Below are 25,651 nucleotides of genomic sequence, written 5' to 3'. Positions count from 1 at the left end.
AGCACGTTCATGTACACGCAGCAGGGTGGTTGTCGTACGGTCGATGGCAAGGTCATGGCCGAAAAAAGCACAGCCAAAAAAAATAAAACGAATAAAAGTGCGCGGGCACTGACGCTGGCTATTCGCGCATCGTTGATGATGTGCGCAATGAGCAGCCTGGCGCATACCGGCATCGCGATGGCGCAAGACAGCGCCAGCACCGATACCACGGTGAAAACACCGACCAAGAAGACAGCCGACCAGGCAGCAGACGGCAAGGCCGTGCGTTTGCAGCAAGTCACCGTGACCGGCTCCAATATTCGCAGCGTCGATGTGGCCGATGCCCAGCCAGTCATCACCATCAGCCGTGTCGATATCGAGCGACAAGGTTTTGCTACCGTCGGACAGCTTTTGCAGAACGTATCGTCTGCCAGCACACCCGATTTGAGCATGTCCGCACCCGGTGACCTCGGCCCCAACCAGGGTGGCCAGTTCATCAATCTGCGCGGTCTCGGCGCACCGCGCACGCTGATTCTGGTCGACGGTCAACGCATTGGCGCCGCGCACGGTGGCTACACCAATGTCAACGTGATTCCGGTGGCGATCATCGATCACATCGACGTGTTGGCCAACGGTGCTTCGGCCGTCTATGGTTCCGATGCGATTGCCGGCGTCATCAACATCATCACCCGCAAGAATTTCAATGGCGCCGAAATCAACACCTATAACGGCATTTACTCGCCGCACGGAGATGGCGCGCAGAGCCAGTACGACGTCACCTTCGGCAAGACCACGCCGAAATGGGGCCTGGTGCTCAGCGCCTCGTACCAGGATCAGCGGCCGGTATGGACCAGCTCGCGCGATTTCTCAAGCTACCCCTGGACCGACCGGCATCCGTACTACGGCCGTACCTATGTGGGCCTGCAGCCGATTATCAGCAACGCGGCCTTCCCCGATGGAAGCCATCATGGCGTGGTGCTCAACCCGGGTGGCAATCCGGCCAACCTCGGTGACTACCACCGGATCGTGCCGCGTACCTTCAATGCCGGCGGCGACGTAGGCAGTCTCGCCGATGCAGGCGACTACACCTACAACAACGACAGCGGTCATCAGAACATGCTGCGCACCGCCGATACGACGAAAAACCTGTATCTGGACGCGCACTACAACATCACCTCGAACATCACGGCCAAGTTCAACGCCGGTTACAACATCGACCATGAGAAAGCGACCGCCGGAACGGCCACGCTTTACAGCGGCATGGGCGGACATGACGATTTTCCGTCCCAGCTATCGGCCGACAGTTACTACAACCCGTATAACCAGCCGGGGTTGACGCCGCAGAATGTGAAGTTCTATCGCAAGCTGGCGGGCACCACGTTCAATAGCTACAACAACCCCAAGAACTATCGCTACAGCGTGGGCCTGGACGGCAACTTCGGTATCGGCAACCACTTGTTCAACTGGGACGTCAATTACTACGACAGCAAGATCACCGGCGTAAACACTCGCACCGGTTATTTCAACTTAATCAATACGAAGAACGCGCTGGGTCCGTCTTTTCTCGGCGCCGACGGCGTGGTCGCCTGCGGTACGCCGGGCAATGTCATCGCCGGTTGCGTGCCGTTGAATCCGCTGGGCAATATCACGCCGGCCATGCTCAATTACGTGCGGGTCAACAGCGTCGAGCATTACGGCAGCAATGAAAAAGCGGCGTCGGCGGATTTCGGCGGCGATCTGTTTACGCTACCCGGTGGTCAATTCAGTTTTGCTACGGGTATTCAGCACCGTGCCGTGTCCGGCTATGACAGCCCGGATGCTTTTGCGGCGGCGGGTAATTCCACTGACGGCGCGGTCGGACCCAACAGCGGCAGCTATTCGTTGAACGAAGCTTATGCCGAGGTCAACGCACCGTTGCTGAAAGACCTGCCTGCCATCAAGAGTCTCTCGCTGGATGCGGCGATACGTTATTCGGATTACAGCAACTTCGGCAGCACCACCAACACCTCGTTCAAGCTGACCTGGCAACCGATCGAAGATCTATTGGTTCGGGCCAGCTATGGCACCGGTTTCCGCGCACCCACCGTCAACGATCTTTATCAGGGTCGCTATAACGCGGGCGGCTTTACCGACCCGTGCGACGCGGTCTATGGCCCGGCCGGTTATGGCTACAGCGGGGTGGTGGCACAGCGTTGCCTGACCGGATTCGGTGGTTTGAAGGGGGTCGGTCCCAATTTCCGCCAGGTCGATCTGACCGGCCTGCCGGTGACCCAGGCCGATGCTGCCGGCATTACCGAGAGTTTCAACGGCGGCAATCCGCACCTGCGGCCGGAGACGTCGTACAACGGGCAATTGGGCCTGGTCTATAGTCCTTCATGGTTCCAGGGCTTCAACTTCAGCGTCGACTACTGGCGCTACAACATCCGCAACCTGATTACCGGTATCACCAACGATCAGGTGCTGGCCAATTGCTATCAGTACGGCCTCACCGATGCTTGCACCCAGTTTCAGCGTCAGCCCGGATCGAACCAGATCGTCAATCTGCTGAATCTCGAAACCAACGCGGGTTGGCAGAAGACCGCCGGCTACGACTTCTCGTTTGCCTACAGTTTGCCCAAGTATTCGTTCGGGCAATTCAAGCTCGGCTTGAACGGCACCTATGTCGACAGCTACAACATGCTGCCGACCATCGGTTCGGCGGTCAGCTATGGCGCCGGCGTGGCGTCGGCGCAGACGTCCATGTCGGTGTGGCGCCTGCGCGGCAATTTCACGGTGGACTGGTCCTGGCACGACGTCGGCGCGAGCTGGACCATGCGCTACTTCTCACCGCTGAAAGCGCCATGCGCATTTCCGCCGCCGGATACGAGATCGGCGTTCCCCTGCACCTTGCCCGACTACTATGCTCCGGGCGTGGGCCCGCAGCCGATGACGCAGATTGCCTCGGTGACCTTCAATGACGCGCAGGTGTATTGGAAAGCGCCATGGAATGCCACCTTCTCGCTGGGTGCGAACAACATCTTCAATCGCAAGGGGCCGTATACCTACGGAGGCTATGCCGGCAGCGATACGCCGTATAACTACAACGCCTCGTATGACATTGGCCGCTACATCTACGTGCGCTACCAGCAACGTTTCTGAGCATGCGCCTCCCCCTGCCTGGCGCAGGGGGAGGCTGCCGCAGTACGTAAAACACTGAAGGAAAATCATGTTTCGCACCTATTCCCGTATCGATAAGACTTTGTTGAGCGCGCTGCTGTTCGCTGCGCTGAGCTGCGTGGCCCATGCCGATGAACGCGTCATCGCCCAGGCAGGCAAGCCCGCCTACACCGCCAAAAGTGGCGCCGCGCGCTTTGGCAATGCCGCCATTGAGGCGAGCTGGAACGTGAGCGATCAGCGGCTCAACGACATGCTCATCGTCGATCACGCACACGACCGCACCTTGAAAGTACTGGCGCCGTTTGCCCTGATACTTGGCGACGGCACCACCCTGTATGCCGCGGATATGCGCCTGTTGAAGGCGCCGAGCGAACAAAGCCTGGCAGTCAACGCGACCGCCTCGCGCCTGGCCGAGCGTTTGCCGGGCAAGGCCGTACAGGCGAGTTTTACCGATGCCCATGGCCGTTTCCGCGTGGACTGGCAGTTGGTGCAGCGCAAAGATTCACCTTATCTGCGTGAGCAGGTGTCGATTACCGCACTTAAGCAGAACGAGAACATCACCAGCGTATCGCTGCTGGAAGTGCAGGCCGCGGGCGCGCAGGTCAGCGGCGAGGTCAAAGGTTCGCCGGTCGTCGCGGGCGACGTGTATGTGGGCTTTGAGCATCCCTTGTCCGAGAGCGCGGTCAGGCGAGATACCGCCAAATTCACCCTGGCGCGCGGACTGCCGTTGGAGCAGGGCAAGACCATCACTTATTCGGCGGTGGTGGGTGTTGCACGCGATGGTCAATTGCGCCGCGACTTCGCCGCTTATCTGGAGCGCGAGCGAGCGCATCCGTATCGGCCATTTCTGCACTACAACTCGTGGTACGACATCGGCTATTTCACGCCGTACACCGAGGCGCAGGCACTCGATCGCATCCATGCGTTCGGCAAGGCGCTGCATGACGAACGCGGCGTGCAGCTTGATTCGTATCTGTTCGATGACGGCTGGGACGATCTCAACGGCTGGCGCTTCAGCAAGGATTTTCCGCATGGCTTCCTGCCGCTGCGCGATGCTGCCGCCAAGTACGGTGCGGCGCCGGGTGTATGGCTATCGCCCTGGGGTGGCTATGGCCCGCCCAAGCAGACCCGTGTGGATCATGGCAAGGCGAACGGTTACGAGATTATCGATGGCGGCCTGGCCTTGTCCGGCCCCAAGTATTACCAGCGCTTCCATGATGCGGTGCTGGGCCTGGTCAAAGACAATGGCATCAACCAATTCAAGTTCGACGGCACGGGCAATGCCGACAAGGTATTTCCGGGCAGCCGCTTTACCAGTGACTTCGATGCGGCGATCGAGCTGATCGAGGATGTGCGCGAGGCCAAGCCGGATACCTTTATCAACCTCACCACGGGCACCTATCCATCGCCGTTCTGGCTGCGCTATGCCGATTCGATCTGGCGCGATGGCGAGGACGATGACCTGGCCGGTGTCGGCAGCAATCGCGAACGCTGGATTACTTATCGCGATGCGCAGACTTACCGTAACGTCGTACTCAAGGGGCCGCTGTTTCCGATCAATTCGCTGATGCTGCACGGCATTATCTACGCGCAGCAGAATCGCAAGCTCAATACCGATCCGGGACACGACTTCAGTAACGAGGTGCGCTCGTATTTCGCCACCGGCACGCAGTTGCAGGAGATGTACATCACCCCCTCGCTGCTGAGCACGAACGACTGGGACGTACTCGCCGAAGCCGCGCGCTGGTCGCGCGCAAACGCGGCCGTGTTGCGCGACACGCATTGGCTGGGCGGTGACCCGCAGCGGCTCGATGTTTACGGTTGGGCTGCATGGTCGCCACAGAAAGCCATCATTACCTTGCGCAACCCCGATGCGCGCGAGCAGACGGCGGTAATCGATTTGCAGCGTCAACTCGAACTGCCGGCAGGCACGGCACGCAAGTACAGCGCGCGCAGCCCATGGAAGTCCGATAGCGAACGTGCTGTCGTGCCGCTGGATGCCGATCATCCCAGCACGATCCAACTGAAGCCGTTCGAGGTGTTGACGCTGGAGCTGACACCAGCGAGTTAACGATACGAACACCTTCGTCCGCATGCGAGCGAAGGTGATTGAAGCCAGCAAGACTTCGTGGGGAGCGGGTATGCAGCGACGGGATTTTCTTCGACTCAGCGTATTGACGCCGTTGGTGGCGTTGAGTCTGCGCGGGCATGCCGGCGACGCACCGCCTGTGCCTGAGCTGCTACCCGATGGCCGTGTGCATCGCTTTGAACTCAGCGCACAGCAATTTCTGCTGGACGGCAAGCCGCTGCAGATCCGTAGCGGCGAAATGCATCCGGCGCGGATTCCCGCCGAGTATTGGCAGCACCGTATCCGCATGGCCAAGGCGATGGGTCTCAATACCATCGCCGTGTATGTGATGTGGAATGCACTGGAATCGGAGCCCGGTGTATTCGATCTGAAGACCGGCAGTCGCGACTTCGTTGGTTTTATCAAGCTATGCCAGCAAGAGGGCATGTGGGTTTATCTGCGCCCCGGCCCTTATGTCTGTGCCGAATGGGATTTCGGTGGTTTGCCACCCTATCTGCTGCGCCAGCCGGATATTCACGTACGCAGTAAAGACGATGCCCACTATATGCAGGCGGTGGAGCGTTATCTGGATGCGATAGCGCCGCTGGTGGCGCCGTTGATGGTGAATCGCGGCGGCCCGATTCTGATGTTGCAGATCGAGAACGAATACGCCTCGTTCGGCCACGATCTGGATTATCTGAAGCAATTGCAGGCGATGTGGCAGCAGCGCGGTATTGAGGGGCCGTTTTCGATTTCCGATGGCTTATCGCAAATCCAGAAGCAACAGACCTATTTGCCCGGCACCGCCCTGGGGCTCGATGGCGATACCGATTTTGCCGCCGCGCAAAAAATGGCCGGCGATGCGCCGGTATGGGTGGGCGAGGGCTATCCCGGTTGGCTGACCCATTGGGGCGATGCGGATTTTCAGCGCGGCGACTATGTGGACACGCTGCGCCAACTGCTTGAGCAAGGCCGTTCGTTCAATCTCTATGTGGTGCATGGCGGCAGCAATTTCGGATTTACCGCCGGTGCCAACGCCAATAACGATAACTCGAACTTCGAGCCGGCGATTACCAGTTACGACTACGGCGCGCCGATCAACGAACGCGGTGAAGCGACGCCGGACTACCATCGCTTCCGTGCCTTGCTGGCGGCGCATGCAGCGCATCGCCTGCCTGAGATTCCCTCGCCACCGCCGGCGATCCGTTTTCCTGCACTGACACTGCAGCCCTACGCTTCGCTATGGGACAACCTGCCACCGGCTAAACAGGCGACCAGGCCGCAGCCCAACGAGCTGTTGTTTGCGCAGGATCACGGCATGGTGGTGTATCGGAAAAAACTGCGCGCAGATGGCGCGTTGTCGATTGACGGCATGCGGGACTACGCCACTGTGTTCAGCGATGGCCGTTACCTCGACTACTTGTCGCGGGTACAGAAACCTGGTTTGCGACAGACACAGAAAATCGCCTTGCCGGCGATCCATGGCGATGCGGAGGCGACGCTCGATATTCTCGTCGACAGCTTCGGCCATGTCGGTTACGGCCAGGCCATGCAGGATCGCAAGGGCATCGTCGGCGCGATTCGCCTCGATGAGCGTGAGCTGCACGATTGGGAGGTTCATGGCCTGCCGCTGGACGATGCCTACATCGCTTCGCTGCGTCCGTTGACGGGCAAGGCATCGCGGCCTGGTCTGTTCTTCAAGGCCACGCTGAAACTCGATCGGCTCGGTGACAGTTATATCGATATGAGCGCGTGGGACAAAGGTTATCTATGGGTCAATCGGCGGCTGCTCGGCCGCTATTGGCGCATCGGCCCGCAACAAAGGTTGTACTGCCCCGCATCGTGGTTGCGAGAAGGGGACAACGAGGTGCTGGTGTTTGATCTACACCGTACCGAAGCCGCACCGGTTCACGGTGCCGTCACGCTACATGGATAGCGACGGCAGCTATCCAAGATCGATCGCGAACAGATGAATAGTGTTTTTGAATCGGCTTGCCACACGTGTTGTGCGTAAGCCATGAGCAATAACCCCCATCTATGGAGTCAGCGATGAAAGCGATAAAAGGCTTATGCGGTTTGTTGTTGCTGGCGGCGCTTCCCTTGGCCGCGCATGCCGGGGATACACCGGGCAGCTATACCAATTACAAGTTCGACCCCTCGGTAAGCACACTCAACGCCGTCGACTTCGGCATCACCGTGAAAACCGATCCGGGCTATCGCGCCAATGTCTATTGGAGCAACCAATTCAGCCTGGTCGGCACCAGTTCGGGCGGCTATACCGGAATGCAGAGCAACGGCGGCAGCAAGCGCATGTTTCTGTTTTCGATCTGGGATGCGACCCAATCCAAGCCGGGCAGTGCGGGCAGCTATTGCGTCAGCTTCGGCGGCGAAGGGGTAGGGCAGAGCTGCCGCATGGCACACGAATGGCAACAAGGGCATACCTACCGTTTCCATGTGGCCTACGAAGGCAATCAGTGGCTCGGCGTGACGGTGACCGACCTGACCACCAACGGCTCGTTCAAACTCGGCAGTATTCGCACCGCTGCAAACGGTATTTCGCCGAACGGCATGGTCAACTGGACCGAGTACTTCGAATGGAGTTCCGCCGATTCCAACTGCTTCAACCAGCCTTATTCAAGTGCGGAATTTCATCTGCCGGTTGGCAACGGCGGTAGCGCGGTGGCGAGTATTTCCGGTACCAGCCTCAGCAAGACCTGCACCAGCTATAGCGAGGTCAGCAAAACCGCCAGCGGCAGTTTGCAGCGCAATGCCATCGGCAATTCGTTGCGTGGTGCGGTGATCGGCGCCGGTGACCGCTGTATAGACGCACAAGGCGGCGCGACCAGTAATGTGCCGGCGATTACCTACAACTGTACCGGTGGCGCTAACCAGGCCTGGGTGCATGGGGTAGACCACACCCTGCGGCTGGAGAACAACCTGTGCCTGGATGTCGCCAACAGCAACAGCGCACCCGGTGCGCCGGTGATCGTCTATAGCTGCAGTGGAAACCCCAATCAGCAGTGGACCCAGGTCGGCACACAGCTCCGCAGCGATTTGTCGGGACTTTGCCTGACAGCGTCGGCGGCCGGAGTGCAGTTGACGACGCAGAAGTGCAGCGCCACGGCGACCAACCAGAGCTGGCGGTTGCCGCTGCCGCAGAACTGAGATTTTTGACGTTGAACAAAACAAAGGCCCCACAAGTGGGGCCTTTGTTTTAGGAGCTACCGCTTCAGCCCTAAGCCGAAGCGGTGTGATCTTCGCCGTGGGCTTAGCTGCGCGAAGCCTTCTTGCGATCGTTCTCGGTGAGATGCTTTTTACGCAGGCGGATTTCCTTCGGCGTGATCTCGACCAGTTCGTCGTCGTCGATGAAGTCCAGTGCCTGTTCCAGCGAGAACTTGATCGCCGGGGTTAGCTGGATCGCATCGTCCTTGCCCGAGGCACGCATATTGGTCAGCGGCTTGGGCTTGATTGCATTGACGGTGAGGTCGTTGTCCTTGGCGTGAATGCCGATGAGCTGGCCTTCATAAACCGAGTCGCCTTCGGCCGCAAACAGCTTGCCGCGCTCTTGCAGCGGGCCAAGCGAGTAGGCGGGCGTGGTGCCGGCAGCGTTGGCGATCAATACGCCGTTTTTGCGCTTGGCGATGGGGCCGTCTTCCTTCGGACCGTAATGATCGAAGACGTGGAACAGCAGGCCCGAGCCCTGGGTCAGCGTCTTGAACTCGTTCTGGAAACCGATCAGGCCGCGCGCCGGAATCTGATAGTCGAGGCGGACGCGCCCCTTGCCATCCGATTCCATATTCTTGAGCTGGCCCTTACGGGTGCCCAGCTTCTCCATGATGCTGCCCTGATGGATTTCTTCCACATCGACCACCAGTTGCTCGATCGGCTCCATCTTGGCGCCGTCGATTTCCTTGATGATGACTTCAGGACGCGACACGGCCAGCTCGTAGCCTTCGCGGCGCATGTTTTCGATCAGCACCGACAGATGCAGTTCACCGCGGCCGGAGACCAGGAACTTGTCCGCATCGGCGCCTTCTTCGACCTTCAGCGCGACGTTGTGCAGGGTTTCACGCTCCAGGCGCTCGCGCACCTGACGGCTGGTGATGAACTTGCCGCCGCTGTGATCCTTGTTGCCGGCGAAGGGCGAGTTATTGACCTGGAAGGTCATGCTGATCATCGGCTCGTCGACGGTGAGCGGGGTCAGCGCCTCCGGGGTATCCAGGGCGCAGACCGTGTCGGAGATGCTCAGATCCTGCACGCCTGAGATGGCGATGATGTCGCCGGCTTCGGCCTCTTCAACCTCGATGCGCTCCAGGCCCATGAAGCCAAGCACTTGCTGGACCTTGCCCTGGCGCTTCTTGCCTTCGCGGTCGATGACGCTGACCGGCATGTTTTTGCGCAGCTTGCCGCGCTGGACACGGCCGATGCCGATCAGGCCGACGAAGTTGTTGTAGTCGAGCTGGCTGATGCGCATCTGGAACGGGCCGTCGGGATCGACGTCCGGCTTGCTCACGTGCTGCATGATCGCTTCGTACAGCGGGGTCATGTCGCCTTCGCGGGTTTCGCTGTCCAGGCTGGCATAGCCGTGCAGGGCCGAGGCATAGACGATCGGGAAATCGAGCTGCTCATTGGTGGCGCCCAGACGGTCGAACAGGTCGAATACCTGGTCGACGACCCAGTCAGGACGGGCGCCCGGACGGTCTACCTTGTTCACCACCACGATCGGCTTGAAGCCCATCTGGAAGGCTTTCTGGGTGACGAAGCGGGTCTGCGGCATCGGGCCGTCCATCGCATCGACCAGCAGCAGCACGGAGTCGACCATCGACAACACGCGCTCCACTTCGCCGCCGAAGTCGGCATGGCCTGGGGTATCGACGATGTTGATGCGGTTGTCGCGCCAGGTAATGGCGGTGTTCTTGGCCAGGATCGTGATGCCACGCTCCTTTTCCTGGTCGTTGCTGTCCATCACGCGCTCAGCCAGCACGGTGCGCTCCGAGAGCGTTCCCGACTGCTTGAGCAGCTGATCGACGAGCGTGGTCTTGCCGTGATCGACGTGGGCGACGATGGCGATATTGCGCAGTTTTTCGATAGACATGGGATCGGCTCGGGCGGCGCAGGGGCCGTCTCGTAAGTTTCTGAAGGGCGAATCGGTCGATTATACGGACTTGTGTGACAAGTTGTCTGCGCTGGCTTAAGAGCCTGAATGGGACCTTCAGAAACGATCGACCCGGCACATGGCCGGGTCGATGAAAGGGCTAAAGGTGAAAGGACTTAAGGCTGGCGGCAGCTCTCGGGCAAGTATTTATCGGCAATATCGTCCGATTTGCACGACCAAGCCCAGCTCTCATCAGGGTTACGCTTGGGCACCAGGCTGAGTGTCTTCTCGCTGAGCTGGGCCTTCGCCTTATGCGGCGGGGCACTGCTGAAGTGCAGTTCGATCATGCCTTCCGGCTTCACGGTAATGCTGTCAACGGACTGGTCGCCGAGGTCGGTGGGCGAGTTGATCCCGGCCTGGGTATTGTCCTTGGGCCAGCGGCCTTTGCTCTGGTGATAGGCGCTCAAGGCGACTTTTGCACCTTCGGCCAGGGTCAGTCCTTCGTTGACCTGGGCGCGCACGGTGTAGTCCTCATAGGCAGGGATGGCTATCGCGGCGCCAACCCCCATCGCGGCCACCGCGACCAGCGAGCCGCCATTGCTAAACACTTCCAGCGGTTGTTGTTCGTAGGTGATGCTGAACGATAAGTCGTCTGTGCTGGTGCCCAAGCTGGCTCCGAGCACGCCCTGGCTGGGCAGCTTGAACGAGTAGGCGGCGGGCAGGGACATCATGTCGGTCGGCTGGCCGCTGAGGTCGCCGAGAATCTGCAGCACCTGCAGATAGGTGTAATACGCGTTGCGCTGTGCGTCGCGCGACACCGTAGTAAAGGCGAGCAGATTCTGCTGGCCTTGCCAGGCTTGCGACTTCAGCCAGGTGCCGATGTCGGTATCGAGCTTGGCTGCATGGCGATCGGCGAGCATCTGTGGCAACTGGGCAAAAATCAGGTAGTCGCCGTCTTCGATCCAATACAGATGCGTGCCGAGGCGCGCCATCAGTGTCTTGAGAACAGGCTGGCTCGACTTGTCGTCGGGCGCAGCGATATCCGGTGTCGTCAGGATCAGCGCATGGATGGTCAAGCCATCGAGTGACTGCGTGCGATAGCTGCCGTGCAGCCGTTCACTGAGCGTGGGCAAGGCGGCATAGAAGGCTTTGCGGTCATTCGCGCGGACGGCGGTATAGGTGCCGGCATCGTCTTGAAAGACGACCATCTCCGGGCCGATCCAGCTCGCCACATCGCCCATGCTGAAGCCGAACTTTTGCTTCATTTCGGCGGAACCCTTACGGATCTCGGCAGCTTTATCCGCGCCGAAATCGAGCGAGAGATTATGCTCGATCAGGTTGGCCTGCTCGGCGCTGGGCAACGCCAGATTCATCACCCAGCGGGGCTGCCCTGCGGTTTTGAAATCCGCCTTGAATTGTTTGGGTGCGAGATAGCTGAGCAAGCGCGCCTGTGGCGCATGCACGATGACTTGCAGGCGGCCATGGCCATCGACCGTGCCGGCGCCGAACGCGATGCTTTCGGTCTTGGCGGTAAGGTCGCCGGGCAAGGTGCCGGCTTTATCGGTGGGGATGGAGCCGGCGGCAATGCCGCCGATGCCATGCAGGCCGAACCAGCCGAATAAGCCCTGGCCGGACTGGTCGATCAACTGCTCTTGCGCGGCAATCGCCTTGGCCGCGGCGCTGTCGTTCTTCGCCCGCTGCAACTCCTCAAGCAGGTTGGCAAGCTGGGCTGCTTCGAGGTCGTCTTTGCCGGCAAGCACAAACAGGCGGCCACTGGCGGTGTCGAAATGCAGCGGCGGCCCGCCGGCGAGCTTGCCGTTGCCTTTGTCGTCCACGGGGGCCGCCAGCTTCAAGCCCGATGCTTCGAGCTGGCTGAAACGGGCATTCAGCTCGGCGACGTTTTTCTGCGCCACGCGCATGGAGACCAGCACGTGCGAGCCGGGCGACATCATGCCGATCGGATCGATCATCGCCACCTCGACCGGCGAACGCAGGTCGGCCAGCAGCGGCAGCAGATAAGGGGTGACGCCAGCTTCGGCGAGAACCTTGTCTTTGCTGATCGCCTCGCGCAATGCGGCGACCGCTTTCAGATGTTGCTCGCTGGACATCGCGCCATCCAGCGGGCGGCCATTGGGCACCGCACCGAGCATGCCCCAGGGCGATGGGATGCGCAGATAGGCGACGGTGCTATTGGGCAGATGATTGCGCAGCCACGCCGGCTGCGAGAGTTCGGTCTGCGCGCGCTGCAGGGCGGCCGCATCGGGTGTGTTGGACTGCTCGCGATGGCAGGCGGTCAGGGCCAGGCCCGCCGTTAGCGCGGTGACCAAGGCCAAACGACGTGAGGTAAAGCGTAGTGAGGTGCTCATTCCATGACTCTCCGAGAGTAAGCCCGCTGAGAGTCGTTCACACGGACGTCCTCCCTGACGCGGCAGCGCCGCAGCCTAGCATGTAAGGCGCTGCCGCTTAGAGGGTTTTCCTGATTTATTGCAGCAGATTTAATTGATCGCCGGCGGTGAGCCACAGTAGCTGATAGTGGCCATAGGGGTAGGTCAGGCTACTGTCTTCGCCGTCGATGCTGGAGGTATGCACGCCGCCTACGGTGCATACGCCGTAGTAGCAGTTGATCTCGTCGATCCAGGACTTGATCGAGACCATCCGTTTGCCGAAGCGATGACCGGCGATGCCGTTGAGAAAGGGGCTGTTGACTGACAGCCCCGAACTGCCGCAGGTGGCGGTGGGGACGTTGAATGGATAGGTGCCGCACGACCACAGGCCATGAAACGCCCCGGCGATGCCAACGAACACATCGACCTTGTCGGCCACGCCGAGTTTGTCGATCTCCCGTGCGGCGAGGGTGGCGCCCATGGAGTGGCCGATCACGTCGATATGCCCGCTGCAGGAGCTGGCGATGGCGCTGGTGATCGCGTCGCGTACCGGTGTTTCTTCGCTGCCGTTGTGATCGTTGCAGGCGGCGCAATAGGGATTGCCCCAGCTCGGCGCATAAATCTGTGCGTCGCTATATCCGTTCTGGCGCAGCAGGTCGTAGGTGTTCTGAAAATCGCTGGGGCTGCCGGTATTGCCGTGTACCAGCACTACGTTATCGATGCAGGCCGCGTGCAGGCCGACAAACGGTGCCAGCAGCAGGAGCAACAAACCGATCAGACGTTTACCGATCAGACACTTCTTGATAGACATCGCTCGCTTCCTCTTCGTGCGTTGGACTGTCGAGTTGCGTCGCGGCTACACCAGTCCAGTCACATAGAACGCGACGATCACCACGAACACCGCCAGCGTCTTGATGACGGTGATAGCAAAAATGTCCCGATACGATTGCCGATGGGTCAGCCCCGTCACCGCCAGCAAAGTAATCACCGCGCCGTTGTGCGGCAGCGTGTCCATGCCGCCCGAGGCCATCGCGGCGACGCGGTGCAGTACCTCCATCGGAATGCCGGCTGCTTGCCCGTTATGGATAAAGGTTTCGGCCATCGCGCCAAGCGCGATGCTCAAGCCGCCCGAGGCCGAGCCGGTGATGCCGGCCAAGGCGGTTACGGTGATCGCCTCGTTGGCCAACGGATTGGGAATGGCGTGCAGCGCATCGGCGACGAGCTTGAAGCCGGGCAGGGCGGCGATGACCGCGCCGAAACCATATTCCGAGGCGGTATTCATCGAGGCCAGCAGCGCACCGCTGACTGCGGCCTTGCTGCCTTCGGCGAGATGTCGCGCCACCGGACGCCAGGCAAAGGCCAGCACACAAACAATGCCAAGCAGCAGCGCGCCTTCCACTGCCCAGATCGCAGAGACTTTGGATACCTCTTGCACCACTGGTGGTGCGTTACCGACGACCGCTGGCACGAATGATTGCGTGCTGCCGTAGATTTTGGGAATCGCATCGGTAAGTAGTTTGTTGACGACGCCGACTACGATCAGCGGCAACAGCGCCAGCAGCGGATGCGCCAGTTTGCCGCCATCGAAGGGCGCCGGTTCGTTGACGAGGTTGTCGCCATAGCCCTCGCCATGGGCAGCCGCTTTGCGGCGGCGGGATTCCAGATAGAGCAAGCCGACGATAAAAATGAATACCGCACCTAGCGTGCCCAGCCATGGCGCCGCCCAGGTCGTGGTGCCGAAAAAGCCGGTGGGGATGAGGTTTTGAATTTGCGGCGTGCCGGGCAGCGAATCCATGGTGAAGGTAAACGCACCCAGCGCAATGGTGCCGGGAATCAGTCGCTTGGGGATATCCGCCTGGCGAAACAACTCGGCGGCAAACGGATACACCGCGAACACCACCACGAACAGCGACACGCCACCGTAGGTGAGTAGCGCGCATACCAGCACAATCGACAGAATCGCGCGGCTGCGCCCGACCAATCCGATGGTGGCGGCGACGATGGCCTTGGAAAAACCCGACAGCTCGATCAATTTGCCGAACACCGCGCCGAGCATGAACACCGGGAAATACAGCTTGAGAAAAACCACCATCTTGTCCATGAACAAGCCGGTGAACATCGGCGCTACCAACGCCGGCTCGGTCAGCAACACAGCACCCAATGCCGCGATGGGGGCGAACAGGATCACGCTGTAGCCGCGATAAGCCGCAAACATCAGAAAGCACAGCGCGGCCAGCACGATCAGGAATGCCATTGAAATAATTCCTCACGCGGTCATTCGTCCAATGACGATGGCGGCAAGTATCCGTGTGTGCCATCGGTCACGGCACTGTACGAAGGTACAAGTGCCGTCGTTGCCGCCGCAGCCTAATCTGCGGGACATCAGCATCCGGGGGAAGGGTGCGTTTACGGTGAGGGGCAACATGAAACGTACGCATTTGAGTCTGGCTTTGGGCTTGGTGTTCGGGGTGATCTGGGCCGTGCCGCTGCATGCACAACAGACACCGGCGCAACAGGCCGTCGCTAGCGACACCGCAGCCAGGCAGGCCGATGCCAAGCAACTGGGTGAAGTGAAAGTCACCGCACGCAAGCGCGAGGAAACTTTGCAAGACGTGCCGATCGCCGTCAGTGCCTTCACCGCAGCCTCGCTATTCAAACAAAACGTGCAGAACCTGGGCGACCTGCAGGGCAAGGTGCCGTCGTTGCAGGTTTATGCGGCACGTGGCTCCAATACCACACTCACCGCCTATATTCGCGGCATTGGTCAGGCCGACCCCACCTGGGGTTTCGACCCGGCGGTCGGCATTTATCTCGACGATGTTTATATGGCACGCCCGCAGGGCGCGTTGCTGAGTGTCTTCGACGTCAATCGCATCGAAGTGCTGCGCGGACCACAGGGCAGCCTGTACGGCAAAAACACCATTGGCGGTGCGATCAAATACGTTTCCAATCCGCTGCCGACCACCACCGGCGGTGCGGTGGAAGGCACGCTCGGTACGCATGGTGAAAAGGACATCAAGGTCAATCTCGGTGGTGCCAGCACGGATGGCATGTGGCGTGGGCGCGTGGCGGTGGCCAGCGAGCACAACGACGGTTTCGGCAAGGACGTAACGACCGGCAGTCGCAACGGCAACAAAAACACCAATGCCGGGCGCGCCACTCTTGGCTTCTTTCCGTCCAGCACCTTCAACGCCCAACTGACTATCGATGGCCTGCGCGACAACTCCAATCCGCGCGGCGCCAAGATGCTCAAGGTGAACAAGCTCGATCCGAGCTACCAGCCGCTGTCCGGCGATTTCGATACCCGCAGCGGTATGGCGCAGCTCAATCACACCGAATTGAAAGGCTCCGCGTTAACGCTTAACTGGGTCGTCAATCAGGATTGGACGCTGAAGTCGGTGACCGCGTATCGGGATTCCTCCACCAACACCAATATCGATTTCGACACCTTGCCCGAGAAGATCGCCGACGTGAGTGCGATCTATAAGGATCACCAGTTCAGCCAGGAGCTACAGGCCAATTACGATTCCGGCGGCTCGGTGCATGGCGTGTTCGGCCTGTACTACTTCAAGGGCGCGGCCAGCGGCCAGATCCACAATATTTTTCTAGGCTCGCCGCCCTATAGCACCTTGGGTTTGTCTCAGTACGGCAGCACCGGCGGGCGTATGGGTACTAAGAGTTATGCGGCTTATGGCGACTTCAGTTGGGATTTCGCCCCGCAGTGGAGTCTCGACGTCGGTGCGCGCCTCACCGAGGAAACCAAGAGCGCGCAGATCCAGAATTACGCATTCGCCGATGCAAGCTTTCAAACACCGACCGCCACGCTGGCGAACTTCACCGGGTCGCATACGTCGCGCAATGCATCGCCGAAGGTCTCGCTGTCGTGGAGCGTCAGCGACCAGATCAAGCTTTACGCCAGCTACAGCGAAGGCTTTCACTCGGGCGGCTATAACATCCGCGCCAATTGCGTGGCTATCCCCAGTTCGTGCCGGCCGATCAATGACGAGAAAGTGCAGGCCTACGAGCTGGGCAGCAAGATGACTTTCTTTGACGACCGCTTGATGATGAATACGGCGCTGTTCCGCAATGTGTACTCCAACATCCAGTTGTCGGTATTCACCTCCTACACCTTGCCCAACGGCAGCCAGGGTTTCTTCGGCGATTTCACCAATGCCGGCAAGGGCCATATCGACGGCCTGGAAGAAGAGTTCGCCTGGAAACCCTCTGAGAACTGGACGGTCAGCGGCAACTTCGCCTACCTGCATACCAAGTACACCCAGTACGTCAGCGGCGGCGTGAATATCGCGGACAAGCAGCGCTTCACCAATGCGCCGAAGTGGTCGGGCGGCCTGTCGGTGGAAAACACCTATCCATTGGCTGGTGGTGGCAGCATCAGCGGACGCATTAACTACAGCTATCAAAGCATGGTGTATCCAGAGACCACATTGTCGCCGCTGATCGCTCAGCCGTCCTACGGTTTGTGGAACGCCGGCTTGATCTGGCAAATCAACGACCCATGGACCCTGAGTCTGCAAGGCACCAATCTCGCCAACAAGTCTTATCGCACCACCGGTTACAACATCGCTGCGCTGGGTATCGTCACCGGCTTCTACGGTGCGCCGCGCACGGTGACGCTGACTGCACGCTATAAATTCTGATTAAGGGGCGAATGCCATGCGCTGGATAAGCATGTTGGGGTTGTTGGTGGTCGGCGTGGTGGCTCATGCCGAGCAGGCGGCACCCTTGCCGAAACTCACATTGGATCCGTCCAGGGTTGCCGTTGCCGGCCTGTCGTCGGGCGCGTATATGGCGACGCAGGCGCAACTGGCGTATCCCGAATTGTTTCCTTATGCCGCACTGGTGGCCGGCGGTCCGTACGGATGTGCCGGCGGCAAGCTCGACGTCGCTCTGAGTACGTGCATGAAGGGCGTGCCGGCGCCGGATGTGGATGCGTTGGTGGGCCGGGCCAAGCAGCGCTCTGCCGCGGGGGACATCGGTGCGTTGAAAGATCTCGCCCATGCTCGTGTCTACGTGCTGCACGGCAAGGACGATAAATTGGTGGCGCCCACGGTGGCTGAGGCCGCCACGCATTTCTATCAGCAACTGCGTGATGGCACGCCCGGCTTGAAAGCGATGCAAGTGCATGACGATGGCGAGCGGGCGTTCGCGCATAACTTGCCCATCTTGGCTAAACCCGGCGCATTTGACAGCGACGATTGCGATCGATCGGTAACACCGTTTCTCGGGCATTGCGGGTTCGATGCGGCCGGCGAGATTTTCAGCCAGCTTTATGGCAAGCCGGCGCATGCCGCGAGCGAGGCGAAAGGCGAGTTGCGGCGCTTCGATCAGAACGCGTTTCGCCCCGACGGAGCCGATGCTTTCCTCGCCGCCGAAGGCTATGTGTATTTGCCGCCGAGCTGCCTCGCCGGCAAGCCCTGCGGCTTGCTGGTGGCGTTTCATGGCTGCAAGCAGAATGCAGGTGCGGTAGGCGAGGCTTTCGTGAAAGACGCCGGCTTTAATCGCTGGGCCGACGTCTACGCCGTGGCCGTGTTATATCCTCAAACCCGCGCAAGCATGGCGCCTTTGAATCCGCAGGCATGTTGGGACTGGTGGGGATATTCGGGAACCGATTACGACAGCCGCCACGGCGTGCAATTGCGCTGGCTGACGGGTGTGGTCGGTGCGCTGGGGTTGCCTGCTCGACATTGATGACGTGGGCTTATCGCAAGCCCGCACCCCCTCCCGGCCTCCCCCTGAGTGCAGGGGGAGGGGCAGATGCTGTTAGCGGGTGGTGGCTGGCATGTTGAACGCCAGCATGATCGCCACTGCAGGCCTGGTCTGGCTTGGCCTGCTATTCGGTGTGGCGTTGATCGGCGAGCGCCGGCCGCAATGGTTCGAACGACGCTGGGCGGTGATCTATGCCTTGTCGCTGGCGATCCACTGCACCTCCTGGACTTTCTACGGCACGGTGACCCAGGCCAGCCGTTCGGGCTGGTGGCTGCCGCCGACGTTCGTCGGTGCGATCCTGATGTATCTGTTCGCCATCGGTGTTTTGCGCCGGCTGGTGCAGCTTGCGCGTGACTACAATGCCGGTTCGCTGGCCGATTTGATTGCCGTGAGATTGGGCCGTCACTCCGGTCTCGCTGCACTGGTGACGACGGTGGTGGTGATTGGCATCGTTCCGTATATCGCACTGCAACTGAAAGCAGTGGCGATGAGTTACGCCATGCTCAGTCACGGTCAGCTCAGCGAGAGCCCGCCTTGGCAGGACAGTGCGCTTTATGTGGCGTTGTTGATGGCGCTGTTCGCGATGTTGTTCGGCACGCGGCGCGCTTCGGCCATGGCGCATAACCGCGGGCTGGTGCTGGCGATGGCGTTCGAGTCGGTGTTCAAGCTAGTGGCGATGCTGGCCTTGGGTACGTTGTTGTTTACGCCGATGCCGGCGGGGGTGACGCCGGGTACGGCGCCGCCCCACGACAGCAGCGGTTTTCCCGCCTTGATTCTGCTCGGCGCGATGGCGATGTTCACCTTGCCGCATCAGTTTCACGCCGGTGTAGTGGAGTGCCGCGATAGCGGGCATCTGCGTACGGCGCGCTGGCTGTTTCCGCTGTACATGCTGTTAGTCGCGTTGCCCATCCTGCCATTGGCAAGGCTGGGCGATGCCTGGCTTGGCCCCAGCGGGGTGCCTTCCGATTTGTACGTACTGGCCTTGCCGATGGCGCGAGGGCAGCACGGCTTGGCCTTGCTCGCCTTTCTTGGCGGTTTGAGCGCGGCGACCAGCATGGTGGTGGTCGCGACGCTGGCCTTGAGCCTGATGATCGTCAATCACTTTATTGCGCCATTGCGAGTGCGCGCGGGCTGGGGACGCGACGAGCGCGGCGATTTGCGCGGCGAGGTACTTAACCAGCGTCGTCTGGCGATTATTGCGGTGATTCTGCTGGCCTGGGGATACAGCCGGGTGCTGGCGCGCAACGATGTCCTGGCCGATATCGGCGGGATTTCGTTTTCGGCATTGGCGGGCTTGGCGCCGGCCTTGCTGGTGGCGGTGTACCGGCCGCAATGGGGGCCGCGTGCGGTAGCCGCTGGTCTGGCTGTGGGCACGCTGGTGTGGTTGTACGTGCTGCTGCCGGCCCTGCTGCCGGCATTACTGCAGCATGGCGGGCCTGACTGGATGCGCGACGGCCCGTTCGGGCTGCATTGGCTGGCGCCCGATGGCTTGCTGGGGCTGGATGATTGGAGTCGGCTGGGTCGTGCGGTGGTGTTGAGTCTTGCGGTGAATATGACGGTCATGCTGATGCTGGTCAGTTCGCGTTATGGGCAAGCGTTGCGGCCGACCAGCGTGGGTGATATCGGGGTGGCCGAGTTGCGCGCATTGGCTGCGCGTTTTCTCCCTGCCGAACGCGTGGCGCATGTATTCGAGGGTGTTCCGCTGCAAGGTCTGGCCGGTGGCGCTCGGGTTGCTGCCGTAGAGCATGAGCTGGCGGCGGTGATCGGTGCGGCGTCCGCACGCTTATTGCTGGAGGTGGTGAGTCAGCAACGGCGCGGCGAGCTGGACACGGTGGCTGCGATTGTCGGTGAGGCGGCACAGGATCTTCGCTTCAATCAGCGCGTGCTGGAGGCTGCGCTGGAGAACATGAGTCAAGGCATTTGCGTAGTCGATGCACAGCTACGCCTGGTGGCGTGGAATCGCCGTTACGCCAGCCTGTTCGAATACCCGGCCGATTTGCTGCAAGTAGGGCGGCCGGTCGCCGATTTGACGCGCTTCAATATCGAGCGCGGCATGCTTGGGCCGGGCGAGTTGGATCATGGCGCCTTGGATCATGCGGGCCTATTGGATCAGCGCGTGCAACGGCGCCTCACGCATATGCGTGCCGGCACGCGGCATTTGTCGGAGCGGCGCTTTCCCGACGGCACCATGGTCGAGATACGCGGCAACCCGATGCCGGGCGGTGGTTTTGTCGCCACGTTTACCGATGTCACCGCGTTTCGGCAGGCCGAGGGGGCGCTCAAGCGCGCGAACGAAACGCTGGAGCTGCGGGTGGACGAACGCACGCGGGCGCTGGCCAGTGCCACTGCCGAAGCGCAGCACGCCAACGAGGCCAAGAGCCGTTTTCTCGCAGCCGTCAGTCATGACTTGATGCAGCCGCTGCACGCGGCAAAATTATTTGCTCATGCCTTGGCCGAGCATGTTCGAATGGATCGCAAGCAGGGCGATGAACTGGTCACTGCGGGTCATCTCAATGGCGCACTGGCGGCTACCGAATCGTTACTGGCGGGCCTGCTGGATATTGCCCGGCTGGAAGGCGGGCGCTTAGTGCCGAAACCGCGTGATTTCGCCTTGGCTGAAGTGTTCGATCCACTGGCGGCCGAGTTTCGCGCCTTGGCCGACGAGCGTGGCGTGCGCTTCGATGTGGTCCGTAGCCGAGCCTGGGTGCATTCCGATCCGCAATTGCTGCGGCGTGTGTTGCAGAACTTTCTCTCCAATGCGCTGCGTTATGCCGAGCACGGACGGGTATTGCTCGGCGCGCGCCGCTGCGGCGGGCAATGGCGATTGGAGGTTTGGGATACCGGTCCAGGCATCGCGCCGGATGAACAGTTGGCGATCTTTGATGAGTTCCGTCGCGGCAGTGCTACCGGTGGGCAGGGCCTGGGGCTGGGTTTGTCGATCGCGCAGCGCATGGCCGGACTGCTCGGCGCGCCGCTAGGGCTGCGATCCTGGCTTGGGCGCGGCAGTGTGTTTGATCTTACGGTGCCGAACGCACAGCCGATCGAACGCCCGTCGCCGATACTCGCCGCAGTGCAACCTCTGCCAGCCGGGCGTGCGCTGGTGCTGGACAACGAGCCTGCCGCACTCGCCGCGCTGTCGGCGCTGCTCACTAGCTGGGGCTGGCAAGTGCATGCGGCACGCACCACCGAGCAGGCACAGGCAGCGCCGTGGCAGGCCGATCTGCATATCTTCGACTACCACCTCGATGGCGGTCGCACGGGCCTTGAGGTGTGGCATGCCCTGGGCGCGTCCGCCGCTGCGGTACCCACCGTGATACTCACCGCCGACCGCGACGGCGAATTGCGTCAGCGTCTGCATGATCGCGGCATGGGCGTGCTGTATAAGCCGCTTAAGCCGCTGGCGCTGCGCCAGGTATTGCAGCGCGTGATGGCGGCGCGAGGGCAGTCTTAAGTTTCACACTCGCCCCGGTTCACCCAGCATCAGCGACTGCAGCAATACGCTTGCCTGGGTGCGATTGCGCACGCCGAGCTTTTCGAAGATCGCGGTGGCGTGAGCTTTGACCGTGCGCTCCTGGATCGACAGCCGGTCGGCAATCTGCTTGTTGAGCAAACCCTCACCGAGCAATACCAGTACTCGGTATTGCTGCTCGGTGAGCCGGGCCAGGCGAATGGCCAGATCGGTATCGGCGGCATCGGCGGGCAGGCTGGCGATGGTCTGCGCCAGGGCCGGCGGTAGCCAGCTACCGCAATCGAGTACGGTGCGAATCGCTTCGCCGATCTCTGCCGGGCTGGCGCTCTTTGGAATAAAGCCGGCGGCGCCGTGATCGAGCACGCGACGTATCGTGCGCGCCTCGTCATGTGCCGAAACCACCAGCACGGCCACGCTGGGATGTTGACCGCGCAGGGCGGCAAGACCGGACAAGCCTTGACTGCCGGGCATATGCAGATCGAGCAGCACCAAGTCGATGTCGGGCTCTGCCGTCAGTGCCGCCAGTACACCGGCGAGGTCGGCGGCCTCGTGTACCGTGCAATCGCGCACGCTTTCCCTGGCGGCTTGGCGTAGCGCGGCGCGAAACAGCGGGTGGTCGTCGGCAATCAGCAGTCGGGTCATACGACGGACGGTAGCCTGCCATGCGCTTGCCGTCGAGGTTATGTGAGCATCGCGGCGAATGAGCATGCCGTCGCCCCAATAAAGAAGCCCGGCGCAAGGCCGGGCTTCTGGTGTTGCGAATCGAACGAAGTTAGATCGGTTTGATCTTCGACGCCTGCAGGCCTTTGGGGCCCTTGACGGTGTCGAACTCAACCTTCTGGCCTTCTTTCAGAGATTTGAAGCCGGCGGCATCGATCTCTTTGAAGTGCGCGAACAGGTCGGCGCTGCCGTCATCGGGAGTGATGAACCCGAAACCCTTTGCATCGTTAAACCATTTGACTGTGCCAGTTGCCATTGCTTTATGTCCTCTATTGTTCAAGTGCAATCACGAGGACGTTTAAAGAACGGCCACGAATGCAATCGCCATCCTCGCTCTCTCCGGCAGGCTAGTGCAAGCTTTTTTTGAGTTGAGGGTTAATTACATGCTATGAGTTCACGCGTGGCACATCCGGTTGTCTTCGCAACCGTCAACGTTTGGTGAGCATGGAGGGCGTCATGGGGGCTGCGGATATTCGCGCTGAGTACTTGTTCGCAAATCGAAAGTATTTGCTATGAAGCGGCGTTTTTTACGAGCGATTCTGCTGATGGTGCCGACGCTGTCGGCCTGTACGTTGGGAACTGCACCTATAGGGCGGGCTACAGTGAGCGATGGCATGCAAGCGAGCGATTTTGTACGAGGCGAGGTTCGCGTTACCGAACATCGCGGCCGCGATGACTTGCTTAGTGCCGGCCTTGGGCTGACAGGCTTGGCCGGTGCACCGGTACCGCTGATTAATCCGTTGCAACCATCCGCGCTCGATCTGCGCCGGCGTGCCATCCAGTCCAGTTGGAAAGGTATTGCCGATTTAGGGCCGCTGGGTGGCTACGGTCGCGCTTATGGTGGCGTACCTGACGTACCTGGGCGTGAATACCAGGCCTTTGCCTGGATACCCGGCGCAAAATCCCCGCATCGCGTGTTGTTGCAGGTGCCCGATGCGTTTGACCTGGCGCGGCGTTGCCTGGTGGTGACGGCATCGTCCGGCTCGCGTGGCATTTATGGCGCGATCCCCCTGGCGGGGGCCTGGGGCTTACCGCATGGCTGCGCTGTGGCTTATACCGATAAAGGTGCCGGTACCGGCTATTTCGACTTCGCCGACGACAGCGGCGTGGCGCTGGACGGCCGTCGCGCGAAACGCGGTGAAGCCTGGTTGGAATTCGAGCCGCCGGTGGGGGCGCGGGACACCGGCATTGCCTTCAAGCATGCGCACTCGGGCGATAACCCCGAGGCCGATTGGGGTCGACACGTGCTGCAGGCCGCCAAGTTCGGGCTTGCCATGCTTAATCGTGCTTTCCCCGCACAGGCGCCATTTACCCCGCAAAACACTCGGATTATCGCCACCGGCTTGTCCAATGGCGGCGCTGCGGTGCTGCAGGCGGCGGGTTTGGATACGCAGCAACTGCTCGCCGGTGTCGTGGCGCTGGAGCCCAACGTACGCGTTGCAGGGCAGGGCCGCGCCTTGTACGACTACGCCACGGAGGCATCGTTATGGTTGCCGTGTGCGCTGACCGATACGCGGTTTGCCGCGGCACCGTTTGCGCGTGGACCCAACGGATTGCCGCCACCGGCATGGCTGGTGCGTTGCGCCAGTCTGCGCGCGGAGGGGCGCATCGGCGCTAACACCGCTGCTGCGCAAGCCGACGAGGCGTATCAAAAACTACGGGCAGCCGGTTGGACCGATGAGGCCATGACGGTAGCGGCGACCACCACCGCGTTCGATCTATGGCGCACGCTGACGGCAGGCTATGCCTCGGCCTATGCCCGTCGCGGCGCGGCCGATATGCCATGCGATTTTCGCTATGCGGCCATGGGGGCGGCCGGATTGCCCAGTGTGACCGATCCGATCACCCGCGCCAGTTGGTGGGCCGACAGCTCGGGTATACCGCCAGGCAACGGCATCGGCCTTTATGGCGGGGTCGATGTCTCGCCTGATCCATCGCTGCGGGGGGGTAATTGTTTGCGTGCCCTGTGGGACGGCAAAGGGGCTGCTTCATCCGAGCTGCATGCGTCCATTGAGGCCACGGCGGCACAGTTGCCGAGCACGGATCTGCCGATGTGGGTGATCCATGGCGCCGAAGACGGCTTGATCCCCACCGCCTTCAGCTCGGAGCCCTATGTGGCCTGGTTGCGTGCTCAAGGCCGCAAGCCGCTGTATTGGAAGGTGCCTTACGCGCAGCATTTCGATGCTTTTCTGGCCTTGCCCGGCTTTGGCGAACGGCACGTGCCTTTGCTTCCTTATGGTTATGCCGCACTGGATCGGCTGTGGGCGCATCTGTACGAAGGCAAGCCGTGGCCAAGCGAGGTGGCGACACCGGCGGCGCAACCGCGCGGGGCGGCTGCGCTGGACCGGGCGAGGCTCAATTTGCCTTAAGATCGCCGTCGCGGGCCGCTTTGAGACTTTAGGCAGGCCCCAAGGGAGGGCATAATGTACGGTCCCGGCCTGTCGCCACCGCGCGGGTGCCCCTTTCTACAGTCCCTCTTCAGGAAACTGCGCATGACCATCAACGTTACCTTCAACACCAACCGTGGCCCGATCCATCTGCGTTTGCACGATGACAAAACCCCGCTGACCGTGGCCAATTTCGTCAATCTGGCGCGTCGCGGCTATTACGACGGCTTGTCGTTTCATCGCGTCATTGCCGACTTCATGGTTCAGGGCGGTTGCCCCGAAGGTAGCGGTCGCGGTGGTCCGGGCTACAAGTTCGAGGACGAATTCAACCCCTCGCTGCGCCATGACAAGCCGGGCGTGTTGTCGATGGCCAATGCCGGTCCGCGCACCAATGGCAGTCAGTTCTTTATCACCCATGGTGCGACGCCGTGGCTGGACGGCAAGCACAGCGTGTTTGGCGAAGTCGTGGCGGCGGAAGATCAGGCCGTGGTGGATGCGATCGCTCAGGGTGACGTGATCGAGAAAGTTATTGTCGAGGGCGATGTGGACGCCTTGCTCGCGGCACAGGCCGAGCGCGTGAAAGAGTGGAACACGGTGCTCGATCAGCGCGGTTAAGCCATTCCAGGGCTGTATTTGAGACCAAGCCGCCGTCGTTCAGACGGCGGC

General features: G+C 61.0%; 15 protein-coding genes. 9 read left to right on the top strand and 6 right to left on the bottom strand.

All coding sequences use genetic code 11. The annotated features are described in order from the left end of the window. Window positions 1-9 precede the first annotated feature (9 nt). The 4 genes from DVJ77_RS02825 to DVJ77_RS02810 all read left to right on the top strand — a co-directional run bounded on the left by DVJ77_RS02825 (window position 10) and on the right by DVJ77_RS02810 (window position 8,368). Window positions 10-3,117, top strand: a complete 3,108-nt coding sequence (locus tag DVJ77_RS02825; RefSeq protein WP_114843917.1) for a TonB-dependent receptor plug domain-containing protein — start codon at window positions 10-12, stop codon at window positions 3,115-3,117. Between the two features lie 67 nt (window positions 3,118-3,184). Then, window positions 3,185-5,206, top strand: a complete 2,022-nt coding sequence (locus DVJ77_RS02820) for an alpha-galactosidase (RefSeq protein WP_225427745.1) — start codon at window positions 3,185-3,187, stop codon at window positions 5,204-5,206. A gap of 70 nt (window positions 5,207-5,276) precedes the next feature. Then, window positions 5,277-7,139, top strand: a complete 1,863-nt coding sequence (locus tag DVJ77_RS02815) for a beta-galactosidase (protein WP_114843916.1) — start codon at window positions 5,277-5,279, stop codon at window positions 7,137-7,139. Between the two features lie 113 nt (window positions 7,140-7,252). Next, complete coding sequence (locus DVJ77_RS02810; RefSeq protein ID WP_162791344.1) at window positions 7,253-8,368, top strand: RICIN domain-containing protein; 1,116 nt, start codon at window positions 7,253-7,255, stop codon at window positions 8,366-8,368. A gap of 103 nt (window positions 8,369-8,471) precedes the next feature. On the opposite strand, the gene typA is transcribed toward DVJ77_RS02810, so the two are convergent. From typA to DVJ77_RS02790, 4 genes are all read right to left on the bottom strand, one after another. Then, window positions 8,472-10,298 carry a translational GTPase TypA gene (gene typA / locus DVJ77_RS02805; protein WP_114843914.1) on the bottom strand — a complete coding sequence of 609 codons (1,827 nt, stop codon included), beginning with the start codon at window positions 10,296-10,298 and terminating at the stop codon, window positions 8,472-8,474. Window positions 10,299-10,474: 176 nt separating this feature from the next. Next, on the bottom strand, window positions 10,475-12,664 hold the full coding sequence (locus DVJ77_RS02800) for a pilin (RefSeq protein WP_114843913.1): 2,190 nt from the start codon (window positions 12,662-12,664) through the stop codon (window positions 10,475-10,477). A 115-nt stretch (window positions 12,665-12,779) separates the two neighbouring features. Then, complete coding sequence (locus DVJ77_RS02795; protein ID WP_114843912.1) at window positions 12,780-13,493, bottom strand: alpha/beta fold hydrolase; 714 nt, start codon at window positions 13,491-13,493, stop codon at window positions 12,780-12,782. 45 nt (window positions 13,494-13,538) lie between these two features. After that, complete coding sequence (locus DVJ77_RS02790) at window positions 13,539-14,936, bottom strand: GntP family permease (protein ID WP_114843911.1); 1,398 nt, start codon at window positions 14,934-14,936, stop codon at window positions 13,539-13,541. Window positions 14,937-15,105: 169 nt separating this feature from the next. Here DVJ77_RS02790 and DVJ77_RS02785 point away from each other — a divergent pair, with 169 nt between their 5' ends. The 3 genes from DVJ77_RS02785 to DVJ77_RS02775 all read left to right on the top strand — a co-directional run bounded on the left by DVJ77_RS02785 (window position 15,106) and on the right by DVJ77_RS02775 (window position 21,860). Further along, window positions 15,106-17,340 carry a TonB-dependent receptor gene (locus DVJ77_RS02785; protein WP_114843910.1) on the top strand — a complete coding sequence of 745 codons (2,235 nt, stop codon included), beginning with the start codon at window positions 15,106-15,108 and terminating at the stop codon, window positions 17,338-17,340. Between the two features lie 16 nt (window positions 17,341-17,356). After that, on the top strand, window positions 17,357-18,391 hold the full coding sequence (locus tag DVJ77_RS02780) for an extracellular catalytic domain type 2 short-chain-length polyhydroxyalkanoate depolymerase (protein ID WP_114843909.1): 1,035 nt from the start codon (window positions 17,357-17,359) through the stop codon (window positions 18,389-18,391). Between the two features lie 91 nt (window positions 18,392-18,482). Beyond that, window positions 18,483-21,860, top strand: coding sequence for a hybrid sensor histidine kinase/response regulator (locus DVJ77_RS02775; RefSeq protein ID WP_114843908.1), 3,378 nt, complete (start codon window positions 18,483-18,485; stop codon window positions 21,858-21,860). A gap of 3 nt (window positions 21,861-21,863) precedes the next feature. On the opposite strand, the gene DVJ77_RS02770 is transcribed toward DVJ77_RS02775, so the two are convergent. After that, window positions 21,864-22,520 carry a response regulator transcription factor gene (locus DVJ77_RS02770; RefSeq protein ID WP_114843907.1) on the bottom strand — a complete coding sequence of 219 codons (657 nt, stop codon included), beginning with the start codon at window positions 22,518-22,520 and terminating at the stop codon, window positions 21,864-21,866. A 130-nt stretch (window positions 22,521-22,650) separates the two neighbouring features. Then, on the bottom strand, window positions 22,651-22,854 hold the full coding sequence (locus DVJ77_RS02765; RefSeq protein ID WP_114843906.1) for a cold-shock protein: 204 nt from the start codon (window positions 22,852-22,854) through the stop codon (window positions 22,651-22,653). Between the two features lie 358 nt (window positions 22,855-23,212). Here DVJ77_RS02765 and DVJ77_RS02760 point away from each other — a divergent pair, with 358 nt between their 5' ends. After that, window positions 23,213-24,967: a 3-hydroxybutyrate oligomer hydrolase family protein gene (locus DVJ77_RS02760; protein WP_114843905.1), complete on the top strand. Its 1,755-nt coding sequence runs from the start codon at window positions 23,213-23,215 to the stop codon at window positions 24,965-24,967. A gap of 123 nt (window positions 24,968-25,090) precedes the next feature. Beyond that, window positions 25,091-25,600, top strand: a complete 510-nt coding sequence (locus DVJ77_RS02755; RefSeq protein WP_114843904.1) for a peptidylprolyl isomerase — start codon at window positions 25,091-25,093, stop codon at window positions 25,598-25,600. The last annotated feature ends 51 nt before the right edge of the window (window positions 25,601-25,651 follow it).

The sequence above is a fragment of the Dyella tabacisoli genome (assembly GCF_003350925.1).
In the GTDB taxonomy this organism is placed as follows: Bacteria; Pseudomonadota; Gammaproteobacteria; order Xanthomonadales; family Rhodanobacteraceae; genus Dyella_C; species Dyella_C tabacisoli.
This window is presented reverse-complemented; position numbering and strand designations above follow the sequence as displayed.

What these genes read in the sequence shown, in the direction of transcription:
- DVJ77_RS02825 (WP_114843917.1), top strand. Translation starts at nt 10, where the DNA reads ATGTACACGCAGCAGGGTGGTTGTCGTACGGTCGATGGCAAGGTCATG.
- DVJ77_RS02820 (WP_225427745.1), top strand. Translation starts at nt 3,185, where the DNA reads ATGTTTCGCACCTATTCCCGTATCGATAAGACTTTGTTGAGCGCGCTG.
- DVJ77_RS02815 (WP_114843916.1), top strand. Translation starts at nt 5,277, where the DNA reads ATGCAGCGACGGGATTTTCTTCGACTCAGCGTATTGACGCCGTTGGTG.
- DVJ77_RS02810 (WP_162791344.1), top strand. Translation starts at nt 7,253, where the DNA reads ATGAAAGCGATAAAAGGCTTATGCGGTTTGTTGTTGCTGGCGGCGCTT.
- typA (WP_114843914.1), bottom strand. Translation starts at nt 10,298, where the DNA reads ATGTCTATCGAAAAACTGCGCAATATCGCCATCGTCGCCCACGTCGAT.
- DVJ77_RS02800 (WP_114843913.1), bottom strand. Translation starts at nt 12,664, where the DNA reads ATGAGCACCTCACTACGCTTTACCTCACGTCGTTTGGCCTTGGTCACC.
- DVJ77_RS02795 (WP_114843912.1), bottom strand. Translation starts at nt 13,493, where the DNA reads ATGTCTATCAAGAAGTGTCTGATCGGTAAACGTCTGATCGGTTTGTTG.
- DVJ77_RS02790 (WP_114843911.1), bottom strand. Translation starts at nt 14,936, where the DNA reads ATGGCATTCCTGATCGTGCTGGCCGCGCTGTGCTTTCTGATGTTTGCG.
- DVJ77_RS02785 (WP_114843910.1), top strand. Translation starts at nt 15,106, where the DNA reads ATGAAACGTACGCATTTGAGTCTGGCTTTGGGCTTGGTGTTCGGGGTG.
- DVJ77_RS02780 (WP_114843909.1), top strand. Translation starts at nt 17,357, where the DNA reads ATGCGCTGGATAAGCATGTTGGGGTTGTTGGTGGTCGGCGTGGTGGCT.
- DVJ77_RS02775 (WP_114843908.1), top strand. Translation starts at nt 18,483, where the DNA reads ATGTTGAACGCCAGCATGATCGCCACTGCAGGCCTGGTCTGGCTTGGC.
- DVJ77_RS02770 (WP_114843907.1), bottom strand. Translation starts at nt 22,520, where the DNA reads ATGACCCGACTGCTGATTGCCGACGACCACCCGCTGTTTCGCGCCGCG.
- DVJ77_RS02765 (WP_114843906.1), bottom strand. Translation starts at nt 22,854, where the DNA reads ATGGCAACTGGCACAGTCAAATGGTTTAACGATGCAAAGGGTTTCGGG.
- DVJ77_RS02760 (WP_114843905.1), top strand. Translation starts at nt 23,213, where the DNA reads ATGCAAGCGAGCGATTTTGTACGAGGCGAGGTTCGCGTTACCGAACAT.
- DVJ77_RS02755 (WP_114843904.1), top strand. Translation starts at nt 25,091, where the DNA reads ATGACCATCAACGTTACCTTCAACACCAACCGTGGCCCGATCCATCTG.